At 70.0% G+C, this 19719-nt stretch carries 14 protein-coding genes; 2 read left to right on the forward strand and 12 right to left on the reverse strand.

Annotation, left to right across the window (positions count from 1 at the left end):
• On the reverse strand, positions 1-5693 hold a 5693-nt coding region (locus tag LRR16_RS15120), incomplete at its 3' end, for a DUF4781 domain-containing protein (RefSeq protein ID WP_232206381.1).
• A gap of 678 nt (positions 5694-6371) precedes the next feature.
• Between LRR16_RS15120 and LRR16_RS15125 the strand changes: the two genes are divergently transcribed.
• Positions 6372-7664, forward strand: coding sequence for an MFS transporter (locus tag LRR16_RS15125; protein ID WP_023264457.1), 1293 nt, complete (start codon positions 6372-6374; stop codon positions 7662-7664).
• Between the two features lie 511 nt (positions 7665-8175).
• On the forward strand, positions 8176-9228 hold the full coding sequence (locus LRR16_RS15130; RefSeq protein ID WP_232206382.1) for a LuxR family transcriptional regulator: 1053 nt from the start codon (positions 8176-8178) through the stop codon (positions 9226-9228).
• A 181-nt stretch (positions 9229-9409) separates the two neighbouring features.
• Here the strand turns inward: LRR16_RS15130 and LRR16_RS15135 are convergent, their stop codons facing one another.
• From LRR16_RS15135 to sctC, 11 genes are all read right to left on the reverse strand, one after another.
• Positions 9410-10444 (reverse strand): EscU/YscU/HrcU family type III secretion system export apparatus switch protein, encoded by a 1035-nt coding sequence (locus LRR16_RS15135; protein ID WP_064575414.1) that lies wholly within the window; start codon positions 10442-10444, stop codon positions 9410-9412.
• A 9-nt stretch (positions 10445-10453) separates the two neighbouring features.
• Positions 10454-11251: a type III secretion system export apparatus subunit SctT gene (sctT, locus tag LRR16_RS15140; protein WP_043439419.1), complete on the reverse strand. Its 798-nt coding sequence runs from the start codon at positions 11249-11251 to the stop codon at positions 10454-10456.
• Entirely contained in the window at positions 11248-11760 is a 513-nt protein-coding gene (locus tag LRR16_RS15145; protein ID WP_232206383.1) for a type III secretion protein HrpD, read from the reverse strand. Before LRR16_RS15145 ends, sctT begins: the two co-directional genes overlap by 4 nt.
• A complete protein-coding gene (locus tag LRR16_RS15150) occupies positions 11757-13184 on the reverse strand; it encodes a FliI/YscN family ATPase (RefSeq protein WP_082928462.1) in 1428 nt (475 codons plus the stop codon). Before LRR16_RS15150 ends, LRR16_RS15145 begins: the two co-directional genes overlap by 4 nt.
• Positions 13185-13649: 465 nt before the next feature.
• Positions 13650-14258: a type III secretion system stator protein SctL gene (sctL, locus tag LRR16_RS15155; protein WP_023264256.1), complete on the reverse strand. Its 609-nt coding sequence runs from the start codon at positions 14256-14258 to the stop codon at positions 13650-13652.
• Entirely contained in the window at positions 14240-15073 is an 834-nt protein-coding gene (locus LRR16_RS15160) for a type III secretion system protein SctK (protein WP_232206384.1), read from the reverse strand. Before LRR16_RS15160 ends, sctL begins: the two co-directional genes overlap by 19 nt.
• On the reverse strand, positions 15073-15891 hold the full coding sequence (sctJ, locus tag LRR16_RS15165) for a type III secretion system inner membrane ring lipoprotein SctJ (protein ID WP_231906382.1): 819 nt from the start codon (positions 15889-15891) through the stop codon (positions 15073-15075). Before sctJ ends, LRR16_RS15160 begins: the two co-directional genes overlap by 1 nt.
• Complete coding sequence (locus LRR16_RS15170; RefSeq protein WP_006580118.1) at positions 15888-16316, reverse strand: hypothetical protein; 429 nt, start codon at positions 16314-16316, stop codon at positions 15888-15890. The genes sctJ and LRR16_RS15170 overlap by 4 nt, the downstream gene beginning before the upstream one ends.
• Positions 16317-16417: 101 nt before the next feature.
• Positions 16418-16621 (reverse strand): hypothetical protein, encoded by a 204-nt coding sequence (locus tag LRR16_RS15175; RefSeq protein ID WP_006580119.1) that lies wholly within the window; start codon positions 16619-16621, stop codon positions 16418-16420.
• A gap of 210 nt (positions 16622-16831) precedes the next feature.
• Positions 16832-18022, reverse strand: coding sequence for an FHA domain-containing protein (locus LRR16_RS15180; protein ID WP_232206385.1), 1191 nt, complete (start codon positions 18020-18022; stop codon positions 16832-16834).
• Positions 18022-19710 carry a type III secretion system outer membrane ring subunit SctC gene (gene sctC / locus LRR16_RS15185; protein WP_231906386.1) on the reverse strand — a complete coding sequence of 563 codons (1689 nt, stop codon included), beginning with the start codon at positions 19708-19710 and terminating at the stop codon, positions 18022-18024. The genes LRR16_RS15180 and sctC overlap by 1 nt, the downstream gene beginning before the upstream one ends.
• Positions 19711-19719 lie beyond the last annotated feature (9 nt).

Genomic DNA, 19719 nt, shown 5'->3' on the forward strand with positions numbered 1-19719 from the left:
GCGGCGCGCCGCGTATCGCGCTTGCGCACCCGCACCGCGGCGAGCAGCAGTTCGGCATAGGCGCGCCGGACCTCGCGCGCCGAATCGCTGCCGCGCGCCTCGGCACGGCTGGGCACAAACCCTTGCCAGCGGCGCACCGTTCCGGCCTCGCCGCCCTGGTAGCGCTCACGCACGCCGCCCGCGGCGGCGAGGCGCCGGGCGACGTCGGGCGAATGCGCGGCCACGGCATCGACGAAGGCCTGCCATGCCGCCAGCTTGGACTTGGTATTGCCGGCGGCGGCCGCCTTTGCCGCCAGCGCGCTGGCGCGCTCCTGATAGAAGATCGCGCGGCCGGCATCGAGGCGGTTCAGCGCGCCGTTGCGCGACGTCCTGTTGCCATCGGTGTGCGGCCGTGCCGGGCCGGATCGCATCACGGACGACCATGTCATGCCGTCCGGGGTACGGCCGGGCGCCGCTGTCCGCCCCTGCGGTGCGAGGCGCAACGACCCCCGCGGCGTCAGCATGCCGAGGCGCCGCGCCTGCAGCCACAGCAGGCCGGTAGCCGCATCGGCCACCCCCATGCGGAACCGCTGCCGCAGGGAAGCGGCCACGGCGCGTTGCCAGCGCGGCGGCAGCGCCGGCATGGCCGGCGTCGCCGCGTTCGGATCGGTGGAGCGGCGCGGCGCAACCGCATGGATATCGCCTTCGATCGATGCACGGACCGGCCTGGTGCTGCCCTTGGGCACGAAGTCGAGCACGGCGTCCCGATTGGCGCGCATCGCGTCGAGCGTCTTTGAGACCAATGCCGCGCTATCGGTCAGCGCGGCACGATGACTGCCGAGGCGCGTTACCAGGGCCTGTGCCTGAGCCAAGGGCGCGGCGTCGCGCGTCGGAGCGGCTTGCCGCGACGGCAGCGCGGCAAGCCATTGCACGAGCTCGCCACGCAAATGCCGCATCGCCTCGGCGCGCGGCGCCAGCACGTCGGCCGAGCCCTTGAAATCCCGCTGATTGGCTTCGATTCGCCGCAGCTCCTGCCGCAATCCGATGGCCAGCAGTGGATGCCAGGTGGTGGCGAGCCGCTGCGCGGCCGTGTCGAGGCGGCGCAGATCGCGGACGATCGCGTTTTGCCGGGCAGGATCGGTTTCCAGTTGCAGGCGCGCCAACTGCGACTGCGCGCGCGACTCGATCCGCCGCATCTGCTGGCGCATCGGCCCGGACAGCCAGCGATGCAGCGCCTGGCCGTCCTCGAACGCCGTCTCCCGCGCCACGCGCACCAGCTTGGCCTCGGCATCGCGCTGCTTGCCGATCGCCTGCGCCGCACCGCGGCGCCCGGCATCGAGCCAGTTCAGCATGCCCAGCGTATCGACGCGGCTGAGCCGGTCCTGTACCGCGCGCCAACGGCTACGGGCCACGGGATAGCTGTGCGGCGGGGTTTCCGTGCGAGGCTGGGCCGCCGACGGGCCTGGTGTCGCCGGCGGCCTTGCCGCGCCGGCGGGATCGACGCCCTGCCGCCTTAGCGAACCGGGAAAGCCGGCCAGGCTGGACAGCGCCGGCAGCCGCTGTGCCATCGTGTCCTGCCATTGACCCAGGCGCATGCGTGCCGCCGCCAGCGGCGTCTGCATGGCATTGCGCAGCGGCATCGTCAGCGTCGACAGCGCCTGCGCGCCGCGGTCCAGGCCCGCCATCGTGCCGCGCCAAGCCGTCGCGGCGTGGCGCACCCCGGTCAGCGCGCCGGTCGCGCTCTGGCGAATCCAGCGGCCGCTGACCGGATTGATCATGAACTGCACGCCGCCGAGCAGCAGTTGCGTGCGCGTGGTCGCGCGCTCGCCGGGCGTCATGTTTTCCCAGTTCGACACCGCCGAATAAGCGGTATAGCCATAGGTGCCGGCGCCGACCGCGAGCGCCTGGCGGCCGCTGCGGGTGGCCTGCTGCTGCAGCGCCTGCGTGCGCAATGCCAGCTGGCTGGCCTCGTCGGTCAGGCCGCGGCTTTCGGCCACCAGCGCGCGCTGGCCGCTGCGTGCCGCGCTGACCCCGGCCACGCCCGCGCGCACGCCCAGCGCGGCGGCGAGGATATTGAGCCCGTCGATCAGCATCTGCGGGTTCTTGTCCGGGTTCCAGCTCTGGCCATGCGAGATCTGGTCGGCGATGCTCGCGGCGGAGGTGCCGACGCCGTACGCGGTCGCGGCCCCGGCGGCCGCCATGGCGACGGGCGCCAGCGCGCCGCCGGAGCCGACCACCAGCACCACGCCGGCGACGATGCCGACGCCGGCCGCCACCGTATCGAGATGGGTCTTGCGGCGGAAGCTCTCCCAGCCGCTCTCGATGCGCGCGTCGCCGATCTCCAGCTCGATATTGCCCTTGCTGTCCACCGTGAACTCGCCGTCGCGCGGCATCGCCAGCACGGCGTCCGCCGCCGGCAGCGTATTGTTTTCGCGGTAGTCCTTCAGGTCGTCGTACGCGCGCCCGGCCTCGTCGACGAAGCGCGGACCCTGGCCGGTCTCGACCTTGAACAGCATTGTGCGGGTGATGCCACGCTCGCGGCTGGCGTAGACCACCGGCAGCAGCGTCACGCGCGCATGCTCGCCGCCCTGCTCGATCAGCTGGTCGGCCACCACGTCGAGCATGTCGGCGTAGTCGTCGTCGATGCCGGCGAAGATGTCCTGCTTGCGCAGCGTTTCCATCTGCGCGTCGGCATCGCCCGCGAGCTGCACCTCGGGCGGAATGCCCAGCGCCAGCCCTGCCATGTTGCGCGCGTGCGTGCGGCCCGCCATCTCGTAGGGTCGCCCGCCGTAGTCGACGTAGTGCTGGTTGATGACGCCCTGCGCCATCGCGCGCGGCTCGGAGACGAATAACTCGTACAGCGCGGCAGGGTCCTCGCGCTGCTCGGGCGTCAGCGTCGCGGTCAGCGCGCGGGTCTCCTGCGCGGCGCCGGCCTGCGCGGCCTCCTGCACCAGTTGCTGGCGCGCGGCGTCCTCGTTGTCCAGCGCCTGCTGCAGCGGCGCCCAGGTCGGCGCGTCCTGCTCGCGCAGGAACGGATGCTCGCGCTTCCAAGCCTGATGCTCGTTGCGCAGGCGCTCGACGTCGTCGCTGGCCGCGCCGCTGTCGCGCTCGCTGCGATAGCGTTCGAGTTCGGCGGCGCTGGCCGACGCCGTCGCACGGGCGCGCTCCAGCGCCTCGCCGGTGGAAACCACGGTCTCGTCCTTCTCCACGTCGACGCCGAGGTCGCGCGCACGGTCTTCGGCGGTCAGGCGGGCGCCGAGCGCGGCCAGCAGCGCGCGATGGTCGGTGTCGACCTGCGCGGTGAGCCGAGTCAGTTCGGGATCTGCGTCGGCGCCGGGGTTCTGGCCGGGGCTGGCGCCATTGGCATTGGCCGACGCATTGCCGTCGCGGCGAGCCTGCGCGATGGCCTGCGCATCGTTGTTCAGCGTCTCATAGTCTTGCCATGCGGTGTCCTCGGCGGCGATGGCCGACTGCAGCTGCGCATGCGCTTCCCAGACGCGTGCGGTGACCGGATCCATTTCGACGCGCGATGGGCTTTGCCCCGGGATCGACAGCGTTGTCGAGGCAGCCGGATAGCTGCCGTACAGGGTGGGAGACTGCACCGAGAACTGGGTTGGGTACTGGACATACCATCGCCCGTTCTCCTTGACGGCAACCGGCGGCGAACCGGGCGCAGCCAGCAGCGGCGCAGTGGCCGACGTGGAACTCGTGGAGGCAGGGGATGTGGGCGGCGGGGTTGCCGTGTCCCCGCTGGCATTGCCGGCCGCCGCATCGATACCGGGCGGCAACACCGTCCATGGCGCCGGGCGCGCGGCCTCGCCGAAATTTGGCGTCAGCAGCGGCGAGGTCGACAGCGAAGGGCGCGTGCTCGGCAACGATCCCGGCGACTGCGTGGCTGGCGCGAGCGGCGCGGACGGTCCGGACGGTGCCAGCGGGCCGGCTGGCGCGGACCCGGAGAAATCGTGCGTCCGATGGGCTTCGAGCGCCAGCGCGTACTCGCCCTCCGCGGCGCGGCGCGTCTCGGTGGACGCGAGCGCATCGCTGCGGCCATGCGCGACCGCCTGCGCCAGCCGCGTTTCGTCGCGGCGTTCGCGCGCGGTGTCGATCTCCTGCTGCGTGGCGCCCGGCCGCCGCACGGTCGCCTCATAGGCCTGCGCCGCGTTGGCGGCGGCCTCATCGGCCGTGGGCAACGCGCGCTGAGCGGCACCGCCGTCCTTGCGCCATTCGTCGGTACGGCCCTGCCGCAATACGTCCGTCGCGTCGCCGTTGGCGTTCGCCACGGTCCCCTGCACGTTGGCGCGCGCCTGGCCCGCCGATTCGCGCAGCGTGGCGATGGCGCCGTCGCCGGGGGCACCGGCGCCGCCCTTTTCGCGAGCCCGCAGCCCCTCGACCAGCGCCGCGTCCGCCTGCTGCGAACTGCGCAATGCCTGCAGCGCGTCGTGCTGGCCGCGGGCGGCCGCCATGCGGTCCTGGGCGTCGGCGTAGGCGATGCGCGCGTCCTCACGGCCTTCCGCACCGGTGGCGCCCTCGTACGCGGTGCGGGCATGCTCGAGGCCGGTCTGCGCCTCGCGGTATTCGGTATCGATCTCGGCGGCGCGGTCGCGCAGCGCCTTGCGCGCGGCTTGATCGTCCTTGGCCGACTGGGCCTCGTTCAGCGCCGTTTGCGCAGCGGTATTGCGCTGCTCCAGCGTCTGCCGGGCCTGCTGGACCTCGGGCGGTTCGACCAGGCACTGGTTGGCACGGGTCTCATCGACACGGTGCTGCTCCTGTTTGGCCGCGAGGTCGTTGGCGGCCACCTGCGCGTCCCAGGATGCCTGCGCCGCGACAGATTGCCGGTCCGCCACCCACCACGCGTCCAGCGCCGCCCCATAGGCATCGTCGGCACGCTGCAACGCCGCGGCATCGCCCTCCGTGCGGGCACGCTGGCGCGCCGCGCCGGCCTGCTCCAGCTCGCGCCCGGTTCTGTCCAGCTCGCGCTGCGCGGCATCGCGCTCGTAGCGGCGCCATTCGGTTTCGAGCGCCGCGGCGGCGCTGTCGGATTGCCGCCGGGCGGCACCGGCCGTTTCCCGCGCCTCGTTCAGGGCCTGCTGGTCGGCGGCATTCAGACTGGCCGGATCACTGCCCGGCGGGGCCAACGCCGTCACCGCGCGGTCGGCGGCGGCCAGCGCCTCATCGGCCCGCTTGGCATTGACGTCGGCCACCGCAACCGTGTGCAGTTGCTGCGCGTCGTCGTACGCAGCCTGCGCCGTGTCGACCTTCGCCTGGTTCTGTGGTCCCGGCTCCCGCAGCGCCGCGGCCTTGGCCTCGTCGAGCGCGATGCGCTTGTCGTGCGAATCCAGTTCGAGCGCGGCCTGGTTCAGCTCGGCCTTGCGCGTCGCCGCGGTCCCCTCCGCCGCCTCGGCCTTGGCGATATCGTCGCGCGACTGCGAACGCTCGGCGGCCTCGCGCGCGGCTTCCGCCTGCGCGCGTGCGGCCGCCTCCGCCTCCTGTGCCTGGCGCAGCCGCTCGAGCATCGCGGCGATCTGCTCGCGCATCTGCTGCAGCCGCGCCTGCAGCTCGGCCAGTTCGCGCTGGCGCTGCGCAGCCGAGTTCGATTCGGCATCGGCCGCGCGTGGAGGCGGCGCGGACGGTGCCGGCGGCGGTGGCGGCGGGGGCGGCGGGACCGTGATCGGGCGCACCGTCGAGGGACCTGACAGATCGGCGGGATAGCTCATCGTGACCTCGAAACGAAGGCCGGGCGAGGCACCATGCCGATGCGGACGCGCCCTGACCCGGGGCGCCGACATCAGACCGCGCGTCGATGAAGGCCCCGTGACGACACGAACCCTCGTGGTGCGAAGCGCCGCCGCTGCTGCGCTGCACAGCGATATCCCTACGAGTCTCCGTAGCCCATGCCCTGCCCCGCTTGCCGCTGGCGCGCCGTATGCTTACGCGTTGCTCTCGCATGGAGACAGGGACTTCCCGTCGTTCCCGCGAAAGCGGGAATCCAGCGTCTTTGCAAGCCACTGGGCCTCGCTTTCGTGGGGACGGCAGCTGTCGGCCGCTCGTCGCCATGCCATTTGGCGACATCGCGTCATCGGGGAAAACCCGATATCCGCCTGGGTGCGCGGGAATGCCAGATTGGCCGGGGCCCGCGTATTGACCGAGATTTAGAGGTGATCTCAATTTTTTCTTATGAGGACCCAAGCTAAAAAATAGTTGGACGAGCCGCCCGGCGAATTTGAAGAATGCAGATGCCGGGGGACGTCCATCCATGCATGACAGGTTCCCGCAGACCGCCGCGAGTCATTCGGCTTCGCCGCGGGCAATCCGCCTGCAAGTGGGGACGCGCGCTCTGGCCCGGATCCAGCCTGTACCGACGCACCGCGACGAGACACCACGACGAGGAACGCATGGAAACGCAGATTGGCAGCATGCAGGGGGAGCAGCAAAGCCGACCGTCGACCGGCCTCTTTGCCTGGTATCGCGACATCACGCCGGGCGAGCGCCGCACGTTCTGGAGCTGCAAGGTCGGCTACGCGCTCGACGCGATGGATACGCAGTTCCTCAGCTTCGTGATTCCGACGCTGATCGCGACCTGGGGCATCACGCGCGGCGATGCGGGCTTCATCGGCACCGCCACGCTGCTGACCTCGGCCGCGGGCGGCTGGATCGCCGGCATCCTGTCCGATCGCATTGGCCGCGTGCGCACGCTGCAGCTGACCATCGTCTGGTTTGCCTTCTTCACCTTCCTGTGCGGGCTCGCGCAGAACTACGAACAGCTGCTGATCGCCCGCGCGCTGATGGGCTTCGGCTTCGGCGGCGAATGGACCGCGGGCGCGGTGCTGATGGGCGAGGCGATCCGCTCGCAGGACCGCGGCAAGGCGGTCGGCATGGTGCAGGCGGGATGGGCGCTCGGCTGGGGCATGTCGGCGCTGCTGTATGCGCTGGTGTTCAGCATCCTGCCGCCCGAGACCGCGTGGCGCGCGCTGTTCCTGATCGGCCTGCTGCCGGCGGTGTTCGTGATCTTCCTGCGGCGCCTGGTCAAGGAGCCCGAGGTCTACGCCGAGCACAAGGCCAAGGAAGCAGCCTCCGAGCAGAAGACCTCGTTTGCCGCGATCTTCTCGCCGAAGCTGCTGTCGATCACGCTGCGCGCCGCGCTGCTGACGACGGGCGCACAAGGCGGCTACTACGCGATCACGACCTGGCTGCCGACCTTCCTGAAGACCGAGCGCGGCTTGACGGTGCTCGGCACCGGCGGCTATCTGGCGATGGTGATCGTCGGCTCGTACCTGGGCTATATCACCAGCGCCTATCTGACCGACCGCATCGGCCGCAAGCGCAATTTCATGCTGTTCGCGCTGTGCTCGATGGCGATCGCGCTGATCTACACGCAGATCCCGGTCAACGACACCGTGATGCTGATGCTCGGTTTCCCGCTGGGCTTCTTCGCCTCGGGCATCTTCGCCGGCATGGGCGCCTTCCTGACCGAGCTGTTCCCGACCAGCGTGCGCGGTTCCGGCCAAGGCTTCTGCTACAACGTGGGTCGCGCCATCGGTGCGCTGTTCCCCTTCCTGATCGGCCATGTCAGCCAGACCATGCCGCTGGGACAGACGATCGGCGTGTTCGCCGCCGGCGCCTACGGCGTGCTGATCATCGCCGCGCTGACGCTGCCCGAAACGCGCGGCAAGACGCTGGAAGCATGAGGGATCGGAGAACGCATGCGCCCGGCGATAACCCTTCAGGGTCTAAGGAAAGTGGCGTATATACAACATCGTCGCGGCATCGCATCAACAGGCCGCAGGCCTTGCCGTATCGCCGTTCGCGGGCATCGCGATGGATGGCAATGCGGCCCCGCATCGCACGGTTGGAATGCGCGTTCGATGTCATGACATCTTGGCTTGCAATAATTTGGCCGGCGTCCGATGGCAACAGCAGCAGCAGCAGCAGCCACCGCTGGCGCCATCACGGTTTCGCACCACCACAGCATCGATATCGATAGCAATAGCGGCCGCGCAACGCACGGCACGCACAACACCGGGCACGCCGCACCGCGGCGCCATCCGGGTTTTCCGACGGGAATGGGTCAGCAGTATGTTGGGCTTTGCCTGAAGGCCTGGCCAGCGGGCGCGCTATGTCGCCAGCGGACCAAGCCATGGCAAGCCTTCACGCTGTCGCGTCAATGCGGCAGCCATACGCATTTGTCGGAGGCGATCGATGGAAAAAGTAGTGGAAGCCGGCCTGGGCCGCGACACCAGCCTGTCGCGGACCCTGAGAGCCGACCTGCCGCGCGCCACAAGCGACGGCACGTCGGCGCGCGGTCCACGCGGCCTGCCCCCCGTGACGGGCCCCCACGGCATCAAGGTATTCGGCGAACGGCATATCGTTCCCGTCCAGCGGCGCACGCGCCAGGGCGGCATGCCGGGGCTGGTCGAGGCCATGCTGCGCGAAAGCTCGCATGAATCGCGCACCGCGCTGATGCAGTCGGCCATCCGGGGGATCGGCTTCGACTGGCTCGGCTATGGCACCGCCACCACCGTCAGCGGGCAGGTGCAGATGCGCACCTTCCTCGATACCTACTCGCATCCGGGCTGGCGCGACTACTACCTGCGCGAGCGCTACTACGAGGTCGATCCGCGCCAGCCGCGGCCCGGCACCTTCGGCCTGCCGCTGGTGTGGGACGTCAGCGACCTGGAGCGCAGCACCTCCGGCGGCACGCAGGCGCTGCGGCTGCGCCGTTTCCTCGACGATCTGCGCGACGCCGGCATCCGCAGCGGCGTGTTCCTGAACCTGCCGATGCCGGGCACCAGCGACTTCGTCGCGATCAGCTTCGCCTCCGGCATCGAGAGCCGCCGCTGGATCGGCGATCCGGTGATCGGCCAGGCCTTGACCGTCGGCTTCGCGCTGCACGAGTTCCTGACCTGCCATGCCGATATCCCGGCGCTGGGCGGCACGCAGCGCGATGGACTGTCGGAGGTCCAGCGCGACATCCTGGCTTGTCTTGCGCAAGGGCTGTCGGACAAGCAGATCGCCAACCGCATGGAGATGTCGATCTTCAACGTCGACTACCACATGCGCCGGCTGCGCAGCCATTTCGGCGTGCGCAATCGTGTGCAGCTGGCGCATGCGGCGACGATGCAGGACCCGACCTTGATCGCCACGGCGGTGGAGAGGATGGATCGGGCGGAGAGGATGGAGCGTGGGGGCAATGGTGCCCGCGAGCGCGCCGGGGCGGGATATCGCGCGGAAGAGGCGTTGTTGGATTGCTAGGGGCGGTTGCCCTCTCCTCCAGCCCCTCTCCCGCGAGGGGGAGAGGGGAGCACGTCAGCGGTCGAGCAACGGCGATGCGGTATCTATCGCGCCAACCGGCTCCCTCTCCCGCTTGCGGGAGAGGGCTGGGGAGAGGGCAAACCACGCCAGCAAACCACAATCCCCCGGCCGCCCAACCACCCTACCCGCCCTTCGCCCACCGCATCAGATCCGCCACCCGCTCGAACAGCGAGCGATCGATGAAGCGATCGAGCGGCACCGTCAGATAGAGCCGCTGCGCCAGGTCCGAATCGAAGGCCGACGGAATCAGGTAGTCGGCGGCCGCCTGCCGGATGCGCGCCGCGACCTGGCCGCCGCCTTTGGCGACCACCTTGGGCAGCGTACCGGGCCCGTCGTAGCGCAGCGCCACCGCGTATTGCGTGGAATAGACGACCGCGGTCGACACCCGCACCCGTTCGCCGACGCCGAAGAACGCCGCCTCGAAAAACGCCGCGCGCCGCCGTCCGGCGATCATCGGGTCGCCCTGCGTGTCCTTGTATTCGCGCCGGTATTCCTCGACGCTCATGCGCTGGCGCTTCATGAACTCGTAGCGCTCGTGCACGTAGTCGATCACCGCCATGATCAGATAGATCACCGCGGCCCAGCAGCACATCATCAGCAGGATATGGGCGATCAGCAGCAGGATCTCGGCCGGCCGCGCATAGCCTGTGCGCACGCCATCCTCGATCGCCCGCAGCGCCAGCACATAGATCAGCCCGCCCAGCAGCGCGATCTTGATCACGGTCTTCAGCAGGTTGACCAGATTGCGCACCGCGAACATCCGCTTCAGGCCCTCGGCCGGATTCAGCCGTGCCAGTTGCGGCTTGATCTGTTCGAACGCGACCAGCGGCCCGACCTGCACGAAGGCGCCGATGATGCCGCAGACCAGAGCGATCGCGGCGATCGGCAGCACGCCCATCAGCAGGAAACGCGCGCCGGCCTCGCCGAGCGCCAGCATCTGCTGGTCGGCCAGATGCTGGTCGATCGCGCCCATCGCGCTCAGCCACAGCGCCTGGAACAGCCGCACGAAATAGCGCCCGAGCAGCCATAGCGCGATCAGCACGCCAAGAAAGACGAAGGCCGACGTGACATCGCTGCTGCGCGGCACCTCGCCGCGCTTGCGCGCGTCGTCGAGCTTGCGCCGCGTCGCTTCGAGGTTCTTTTCGCTATCGGCCATGGCGTGGCCTCACTGAACGCCCGCGCGTCCGCGCAGCAGGTCGATCAGCGCGTTGTCCGGACGCAGGAAGCCCTGCAGCGTGTCCACCATCACCGACAACATCAGCACCAGCATCAGGAAGGCGACCGTGATCTTGACCGGCTGCGCGAACTGGAACACGTCGAACTGCGGCACGAAGCGGGCGATCAGCGCGAAGCCGAGTTCGACGATCACCAGCAGCAGCAGGATCGGCGCCGCCAGCTTGACGACCCACGAGAACATCGTGCCGGCATAGATATTGGCAAACTGGAACGACGACAGCGACACATCGGGGCCGAAGGACATCACCGGCCAGAAGGCAAACGATTCGACGATCACGCCGGTCATCGCGAACAGGCCGCCGAACGACGCGAACAGCGCGATACCCAGGTGGGACAACAGGTTCTCCATCGGCCCGTCCTCCTGCTGCGTCACCGGATCGAAGAAGGTCGCGTTGCCCGAGCCGGTCTGGAAGTCGATCAGCTCGCCGATCATCTGCAGCGCGACGAAGAACAGCCCGAACGCCATGCCCAGCAGCAGGCCGATGAACGCCTCCTTGAAGATCAGCAGCAGCCACAGTCCGCCCGCCACCGCGTCGATGTCGACGCGGGCGCCCGGCGAGACAAACAGCGCGATGGCCAGCACGATGCCGTTGCGCGCCACGCCGGGGATCGATTGGTGCGACAGGAACGGCACCACGGTAAAGGCGGTCAGCAGCCGCGGCATCACCATCAGGATCGGCATCACGGTCTCGCGGCCCCACTGGAAAAAGATCGCCGGATCGATCATGCCTTGATGCCTGCTCCCATGCCGCGTTGCCAGACGCGCAGCGCGGCCTCCTCGGCGGCCTCTTCCTCGCGGCGCTCGATGTCGGCTCGTGCCGCGGCCTGTTCGCGGCCGATCAGTTCTCGGGTGCCGGTCAGCCGGGCCTGCGCCTGTGCCCACAGCCGGCGGCTTTGCTCGAATTCGGCACGACGCTGGCCAGCAATATCGAGGGCCTGCGCCAGCGCGGCATTGGCGCGGGCGATGCGCGCGTCGAACGACGCCTGCCACGCCTGGGCATCGAGCAGGCCCGAGATCGCGACGCCCTCCTTCGCGGCGCTGTCGTGCAGGCGCTGCAGAAACGCCGCGCGCTCCGACAGCGCCGCGCGCACCGCGCCCTGCGCCGCCTCCGCGGCCCGCATGCCTTCGAGAAACGCATCGCGCTTGTGCCGCATCTCGCGATGGGCGTCCTCGTGGCGGCGTTCGCGCACGCGTTCGAGCTGGCGCAGCGGCACCGTGGTCGACTGCCCGTTCATCGTTTGGCCTCCTGCTGAGCGGGGGCGCGCCCTGCCGCGGCCATCGCCGCCGTCGCTGGCGTAACCGCCGGGGCCGGCGGCGTGATCGCCCGTTCCAGCGTGCGCAGCGTGGTCTCGTAGGTATCCAGCTTGCCGGCCGGTTGCGCCAGGAAGGCGCGGATCTGGCCGATCGACGCGACCGCGGCGTCGGCCACCGCATCGGCGCCGGGACGGTACTCGCCGATCTGCAGCAGCAGCTCCAGTTCGCGGTACTTGGCCAGCAGCTCGCGCAGCCGCGCTGCATGGCGCGCCTGCTGGTCGTCGACCACATGCGGCATCACGCGGCTGACGCTGGCCAGCACGTCGATCGCCGGATACTGGCCGGCGCTGGCCAGCTTGCGCGACAGCACGATATGGCCGTCGAGAATCGAGCGGACCTCTTCGGCGATCGGGTCGCTGTCGTCCTCGCCTTCGGTCAGCACCGTGTAGGCGGCCGTGATCGAGCCGCGCGCGGCGGTACCGGCGCGCTCCAGCAATTGCGGCAGCATCGAGAACACCGAGGGCGGATAGCTGCGCCGAGTCGGCGGCTCGCCGCTGGCCAGCCCGATCTCGCGCTGCGCGCGCGCCAGCCGGGTCAGCGAATCGACCAGCAGCAGCACGCGCTTGCCCTGGTCGCGGAAGTGTTCGGCGATCGCGGTCGCGGTATACGCGCACTTGACCCGCTCCATCGGCGCGCGGTCCGACGTCGCCACCACCAGCACGGTGCGGGCGAGCCCTGCATCGCCAAGGCTGTATTCGATGAATTCGCGCACCTCTCGCCCGCGCTCGCCGACCAGTGCGACCACATTGACATCGCTCTGCGCGCCGCGCGCCAGCATGCCGAGCAGCGTGCTCTTGCCCACGCCCGGCGGCGCGAAGATGCCGACGCGCTGGCCCTCGCCCAGCGTCAGCAGGCCGTCGATCGCGCGCACGCCGGTGGGCAACGGCGTGCGGATCAGCGCGCGGGTCAGCGGATCGGGCGGCTCGTTCTCGACCGGCACCTGGCTGACGCCGACCAGCGGCCCGCGGCCGTCGATCGGACTGCCCAGCGCGTCGAGCACGCGACCCAGCAATGCGGCGCCCGCCGGGCACCGGTAGCCGTGCATCTGCGGCACGACCTCGGTCACCGCCGACACGCCGGTGGTGCGTCCGAGCGGCGTCAGCAGCGCGGTCTGCTGCTCGAAGCCGACCACCTCGGCCAGCAGCGGCGGCTCGCCCGGCGTGACCAGCTGGCAGATCTCGCCGACATGCGCCTGGATGCCGGTCGCATTGATCAGCATGCCGACCGCCTTCGACACGCGCCCGCGCATCGCCACCGGCGTGAAGTGGTCGAACGCGCGTTCGAGATCGAGCGCGGCGTGCTGCAGCGCGGCCTTCAGGTCGGATGTCGGGATCGGGTCGGCCATGGGCGTGGGTTCAGAAATGCGCTGCGAAACAGCTCAACGATCCGTCGTCCCCGCGAACGCCGGGACCCAGCGGCTTTGAAAGACGCTGGGTTCCCGCCTGCGCGGGAACGACATGGTGGTGATGGACATGTTGTCAGCGTACACACCCGTCGTCCCCGCGAACGCGGGGACCCAGTGGCTTTTGAAAGACGCTGGGTTCCTGCCTGCGCGGGAACGACGTGGGGATGATGGGCATGTGGTCAGCGTACACACCCGTCGTCCCCGCGAACGCGGGGACCCAGTGCCTTTTGAAAGACGCTGGGTTCCTGCCTGCGCGGGAACGACGTGGGGATGATGGGCATGTGGTCAGCGTACACACCCGTCGTCCCCGCGAACGCGGGGACCCAGTGCCTTTTGAAAGACGCTGGCTTCCTGCCTGCGCGGGAACGACGTGGGGGTGATGGGCATGTGGTCCGCCTCGCACCGTCAACCCGCCTGCACCCGGCGCGCAAACGCTTCGAGCTGGGCCTGCAGCCCGACCTCCATCGTGCCGGACGGCGTCAGGATGCGGCAGGCATCGGGCTCCAGGCTGGGCTCGACCACGACGTTGGCGCGGCGCGGCCAGTCCAGCGTCTCGGCCATCGCGTCGAGCAGATTGCGCACCGCCTGCTCGCGGCCGAGCGGGATCTGGATCGTGATGAAGGGCTCGCTGCGGACCAGCACGTCGATCCGCTGCAGCGCGACCTCGAGGATGATGTCCGGATCGAGCTCGCCGGCGATCTGCTGGACCGCCTTCATCACGATATTGGCCATGGTCCGGCGCATCGCGCCGAGCTGGCGCTCCGCCTCGGCGGCGGCGCTGACCTGGGCGGCGGCGTGCTCGGCCTGGGCCTTGGCCCAGCCTTCGCGGTAGCCGTGCTGGCGCCGCTGCTCGGCGTCGCGCTGCGCGTCGGTGGTGATCCGATGCGCCTCGCGGCGGGCGGCCTCGATGACCTCGGCCGCGTCCATCAGCGCCGCGTACTCCGCCTCCTTCAGGACCTTGCGCTCGGACAGCAGCTGCAGGTTCTCGCTGGTGATCAGAAAAGCCAGTGCCATGTCGGAAACCGTTCTGGAATCAGATTGAGCAGAAGCAGCTCGCGCAGCTGCGCGGCCTGCGGGCGGCTCAGCGCCGGCACCGGCAGCGCGGCCAGCCGGCGCGGGAACTTGCGCCGCACCGCGGTGAGCAGCGCCGATGGGGCATCGCCCTGTGCCGTGCCGCCCGCCGGCGGCAACGTCTGCACCAGGCCGCACAGCAGCCGGTAGCCGCGTTCGGCCATCACGCGGGCGGCCGACGATGGCCGCGCGCGGATCGGATCGAGATTCATCGGCAGGTCCGGCAGGTCGGGCACGCGCTTCAGGATGAAGGCCACCGCCTGCGGGTCGAAGCGCCGCGCGGCGCGCCGCAGCCGGTACGGCACCGTGCCGATCAGCGGCTGCGCCAGCGCCCCCAGCCTGCCGTCGAGCTGCTGCGCGAGGCGGCTGCGCTCGCTGGCGAAGCCGGGCTTGTGTACGGCCATGCCGCACCAGACCGCCAGCAGCCGCAGCGCGCTGCGATCGAGCAGCACCAGCCGCGCCAGCGGGTCGCCACGCCCGTCGAGCAAGGCCTGCAGCAACCGCCCGCGCGCCGGTTCGTCGCCGCCGCCGAGCGCCAGCGGCCCTGCCAATACCTGCGCCGCGGCCGGGCCGAAGCGGTCAGCCTTGCGCAGCGGCAGCGGCCATTCGCGCGGCAGCCAGCTCGGATGCTGATGCGCGAGCGGGCGCTGCGCGAAATCTGCGACCGCGCGGGCCAGCGCAAGCGACGGCACATGCGAGGGCACATGCGAGGGCACATGCAGGCCATGCGGCAGACCCGGCGCGGCCAGCGCGACCATCAGGCACGGCTCCTCGTCGACGGACGGGCGCCAAGGCGGCCGAATGCCTGCCGCAGGCCGCCGCGCTTCCACGCGAGCACGCCGAGGCCGGCGAGCGCCAGCGCGGCGATCACCGCCCCCGCGATCGCCGCGAAGCGGCCGACCGGGAAGCCGTGGCTGGCCGGCGCACGGGCGACCGGCCCGATGGGCGTAAATGGCCGCGCCTCGACCAGCGACAGCGAGACCTTGTCGTGGGTCACGCCCTCGATGCTGTGGGCGACCATGTCCTTGACCGTCGGCACCAGCAGCCGCAGGTCGGTATCGGGACGATGCTTGATGAAGACCGCCGCCGACGACGGCCGGATCTTGTCCGACAGCGGATCGGTAGCCGGGATCACCACGTGCACCCGCGCGGTCACCACGCCGTCGATATTGCGCAGCGTTTCGGACAGCTCCTGCGACAGCGCGAAGATATAGCGCATGCGCTCTTCGGTCGGCGTCGCCACCAGTCCCTGCTTCTGGAATACCTGGCCCAGCGACGAAAAGCGCTCGCCGGGCAGCCCTTCGCTGCGCAGGATCTCCAGCGCGGCGGGCAGCTGCGCCTCGTCGACGCGCACGCTCCAGCCGGTCTCGCCGGCGCGGACCTTGTCGGCATCGATACCTTCGGCGGTCAGCACCGCCAGCATCTGGTTGGCCTCGGCCTCGTTCAGCGAGGCATACAGGTCGACGCGGCAGGCGGCCAGCAACAGCGCCAGCGTCAGCGGGGCAATACGGACAAGACGGGACAGCCGGAGCCGGCGCGTGGCCGGCATGGCCGAAGCCGCAGAGATCGGCGTCATTGCTGGTTCTTGAGCAGGCTGTTGAACAGATTGGTGCCCGCGCTGCCGATGCTCGACGTGACATGGATCGACGAGAACAGCTCGAGCGATTCGGTCTGCAGCATCATGGCCTGATACACCACGTCGCTGGTGCTGCCCTGCTGGATCGCGGTGAACATGCTCTCGCGCATCTCGTCGAGCCGCGCGGCCTGGCGTGCCGCCTCCTCGCCCGCCGACACATAGGTGGTGCGGATCGCGGCGCCGAGCGAGGACGTGCTCGGCTCGCTGGCGGTGGTGCCGCCGGCGGCGCCATGCTGCACCATCTCGGCGAAGGTGCGCGCGTCGGCCGGATCGGCGGCCTGGTTGGCCTGCGGCGCCTGCTGGTGCGCGGACACGGTAGCCGTATCGGCAACGGCGCCTTGGGCGGCGATCGCGGTGGGATCCATCGCTGTTCTCCTCGACTGAAATCAGGGACAAGCGGGTCAGGGTGCGCGGCGCGCCGGACCGGCGCCGTGGCCGTCCGGCGACGCGCGCGACCCCGCCGCCGTCAGTTGGTCCTCGACGTCTGCTTGACGTCCTGCATCGCGCCCTGGACCAGGTTGGCCTTCTGCGTGTTGTGCGCCATTTCGCTGCTGACCACGGCGTTCTGACGGGTCAGCGTGTCCTGCAGGGCCATGATGTTCACCGAGAACTCCTGGGCCTTCTGCTGGATTTCCTGCATCTTGGCGTTCAGATCGACTTCACCAGCCATTTCCATCTCCTTCGTCAAGTGGTACTCAAGTGGTACTGCCAAACACTCCGCATCGGCGATGCGGAACCGATCTGCCGCGGCGCTCATCCGGGGCGCCGCGGCGGATTCCATCGACCATCCCGTCATTCCCGCGAAAGCGGGAATCCAGCGGCTTGAACTTCCGCTGAAAGTCGCTGGGTCCCCGCGTTCGCGGGGACGACATGGGCCCGATCAGCGGGCCGAGGGCGGCGGCTCGCCGCCCTTGCCTTCCTTCAGCACCAGCCCGTCCGCTTCGATCTTCTCGATCTCGGCGCCGTTCTTCAGCACCGCCCCTTCGAAATACCGGCTGCCGTTGGCCAGCTGCACATAGCGCGTGCCGTCGCCGTTGTCGGTGATGCTGACCACCCGCGCCGGAAACACGCCCTGCCAGTTGTCCCAGCGGCCCTCGCGCAGATGGCGCCGCCGGCTGTCGGCGGTCTCGCGGTAGTCGATGCGATCGGACACCAGCACGCCGGGGTGCAGGTCCTCGATCACCCGCTTGACCTTGTCGCGGCCGGCGACCGGGTCGGCCGTGCCGGTCAGCACCACGCGGCCATTGCCTTGATAGGCGATGCCCACGCCCGGCTCGTCGACGTAGCGCTGGATGTGTTCGATGATGTCGTCGGCGGAGCGGACCTGCTGCTGCACGCCGCGCCCGAACGGCGCCAGCGCCTGGGCGATGCGTTGGCGGTCGACGCGCGAATTGACGAAGCCGCGCACAGTGACCGCGCCATTGGGCAGCGACACCACCTCGAGTTCCGGATAGCTCGCGACCGTCTGGCGTACCTCGGCCGGGTCCACCTGCGCGGTACGCGCAAACCCGCCGTCCTGCGACAGCGTGGCGGCCAGCCAGCCGGCGCCGATCAGCAGCGCCACCACCAGCACGCCGATGCCGCCCAGCACCCAGCGGCTGGACTGGCGCACCGGTTCGTCGCTGTCGGCGCGCGCGGCGCGGCGGCCCGATTCGGCCCAGGCGAACAGCGTGTCGGTGGTCTCGGATGCGGCCGGGGCGGCGCGCAGCAGTTCCATGTCGAGCGAGCCCACCGTCAGGATGTCGCCGCCGGCCAGTGCGATCACGCGCTGCGTGGTGTCGCGGCCGTTGACCTTGACCTGCGCCTCGCCGATGCGCTCGGCCGAGACGGCCAGCTCGCCGACGTTCAACACCAGATGGCGCGGCTGCACGTCGTCCCCGGGCACGCTGATGTCGACGTCGCTGGCGGCGCCCAGCACATTGGCGCCGCGCCGCAGCGAGATCACGCGCCCGTAGACGGCGCCGCCCAGCAGCCGCAGCGTCCAGCCGGCCGCGCCGGCCTCCTGGCGCGGCGGGTCGGCAAGCGGATCGGCGTGGGGATCGGCGTACGGATCGGCGTGCAGCGCGGCCATCAGCTCATCCCCGGCATCACGAGACGCGGTGTCAGCAGGTAGAAGCGTTCCATGTTGGCCTGGCGCTTCTCCTGGTACTTGAACAGGTTGCCGATGATCGGCACGTCCTGCAGGAACGGCACGCCCGACGATGCGCGCAGCTTCTCTTCCACCGTGTAGCCGGCGATCAGCAGGCTCTTGCCCTCGTCGACCATCGCCTGCGTGGTGATCGAACGGCGCCGCACGATCGGGATGTTGTCCACGGTCTCGCCGGACAGGTCGCCATCGGCGATATCGATGCTCAGCATCACCGCGCGTCCTTCGCGCTCGTCGATCACCAGCGGCGTCACGCGCACCGCGGTGCCGGCGACCACATTGAACAGGCCGGCGTCCTGGAAGCCGTCGACGCGCACGTAGAACTCGCGCATGTTCTCCAGCGCGGCCTCGGTGTTGTCCAGCGTCAGCACCTTGGGCCGCGCGACGAAGTTGGCCTGGCCACGCTCGGCCAGCGCCTTGACGCGGGTCAGCAGGTAGCGCGTGACGTCGTTGCCGATCGCGCCGGTGAACTGCAGGCCCGAGCCGGCGGTATTGCCGGTGGTGCCGCCCTCCGAGCGCGCATTGCCGAAGGTCAGCGGCGAGCCGCCGCCACCGCCGAGCTGCAGGTCGACGTGGCGCGTGTGCAGGCGCCAATCGACGCCCAGGCTGTCCAGGTTTTCCTGGCTGATGTCCATGATCGTGACTTCGATCTCGATCAGCCGCGGCTTGATGTCGAGCGACGAGATCAGCCGCTGGTACTGCGCCATCCGCTCCGGCACGTCGCGCACGATCACGGCATTCAGCCGTGTATCGGCCTGGAACTGCGGCAGGCCGCCGAAGCCCCAGTTGCCGAAGCCGGGCTGGCCGATGCCGGTGGAGCCGTCGTTCATCGACTCCAGCACCTGGCGCGGATTGGCCTGCGGCAGTGTCATGTTGTTGGCGCCGCCGCTGCGCAGCTCGGCCATGCGGCTGGCGCCGCGACTCGGCCCCATGCTGACCGGCGTGGTCGCCGTGCCGGCGCGCTGGCGCCCGTACAGACTGCGCAGCACCGTGACGACGCCCGGCACCGTGATGTCTTTGCCGGAGCGGTTGATGCGGAAATCCGAGGCCCACGAGTACTTCAGCGGGAAGATCTGCACCTCGGCGCGGTCGTCGTTGACCGCGCGATCGTCGAAGGCGCGCACCGCCGAACGCACGGTCTCGACGTAGCGCTTCGGCCCCGACACCATCACGGTGCCGTCGTCGTCGTTGATCGTGATCGGATAGCGCGAGTCGATGACCTGCATGTGTTCCAGCGCATCGTTCAGCCGGTCCCCTGCCCCGCGCGCGAACGGAATGACCTCGCTGCGCGCCTCGCCGGCTGGCTCGATATAGAGCAGCGAGCCGTCGTAGTAGTAGGTCAGGCCATAGCTGGCGCAGACGCTGCGGAGGATCGACAGCGGCGAATCGGAGAAGCGGCCGCTGATGGTGCCGTCCACGCGCGAATCAACCACCGCGGTGGTGCCCTGCGTCGACGCCAGCTCGCGCAGGAAGTCCGCCACGCGCTTCTCGCTGGCCGAGATCTGGAACGGCTTGCCGGGCCAGTTCAGGTCGGCGGCATGCAGCGGCGCGATGGCGCCGAGAAACAGGGCCAGCAGCAGCGCGACTGCCGCAAGAACCCTTGTCGTCCCCACGCGCCCCGT

Source organism: Cupriavidus sp. UGS-1, from assembly GCF_021213615.1.
In the GTDB taxonomy this organism is placed as follows: Bacteria; Pseudomonadota; Gammaproteobacteria; order Burkholderiales; family Burkholderiaceae; genus Cupriavidus.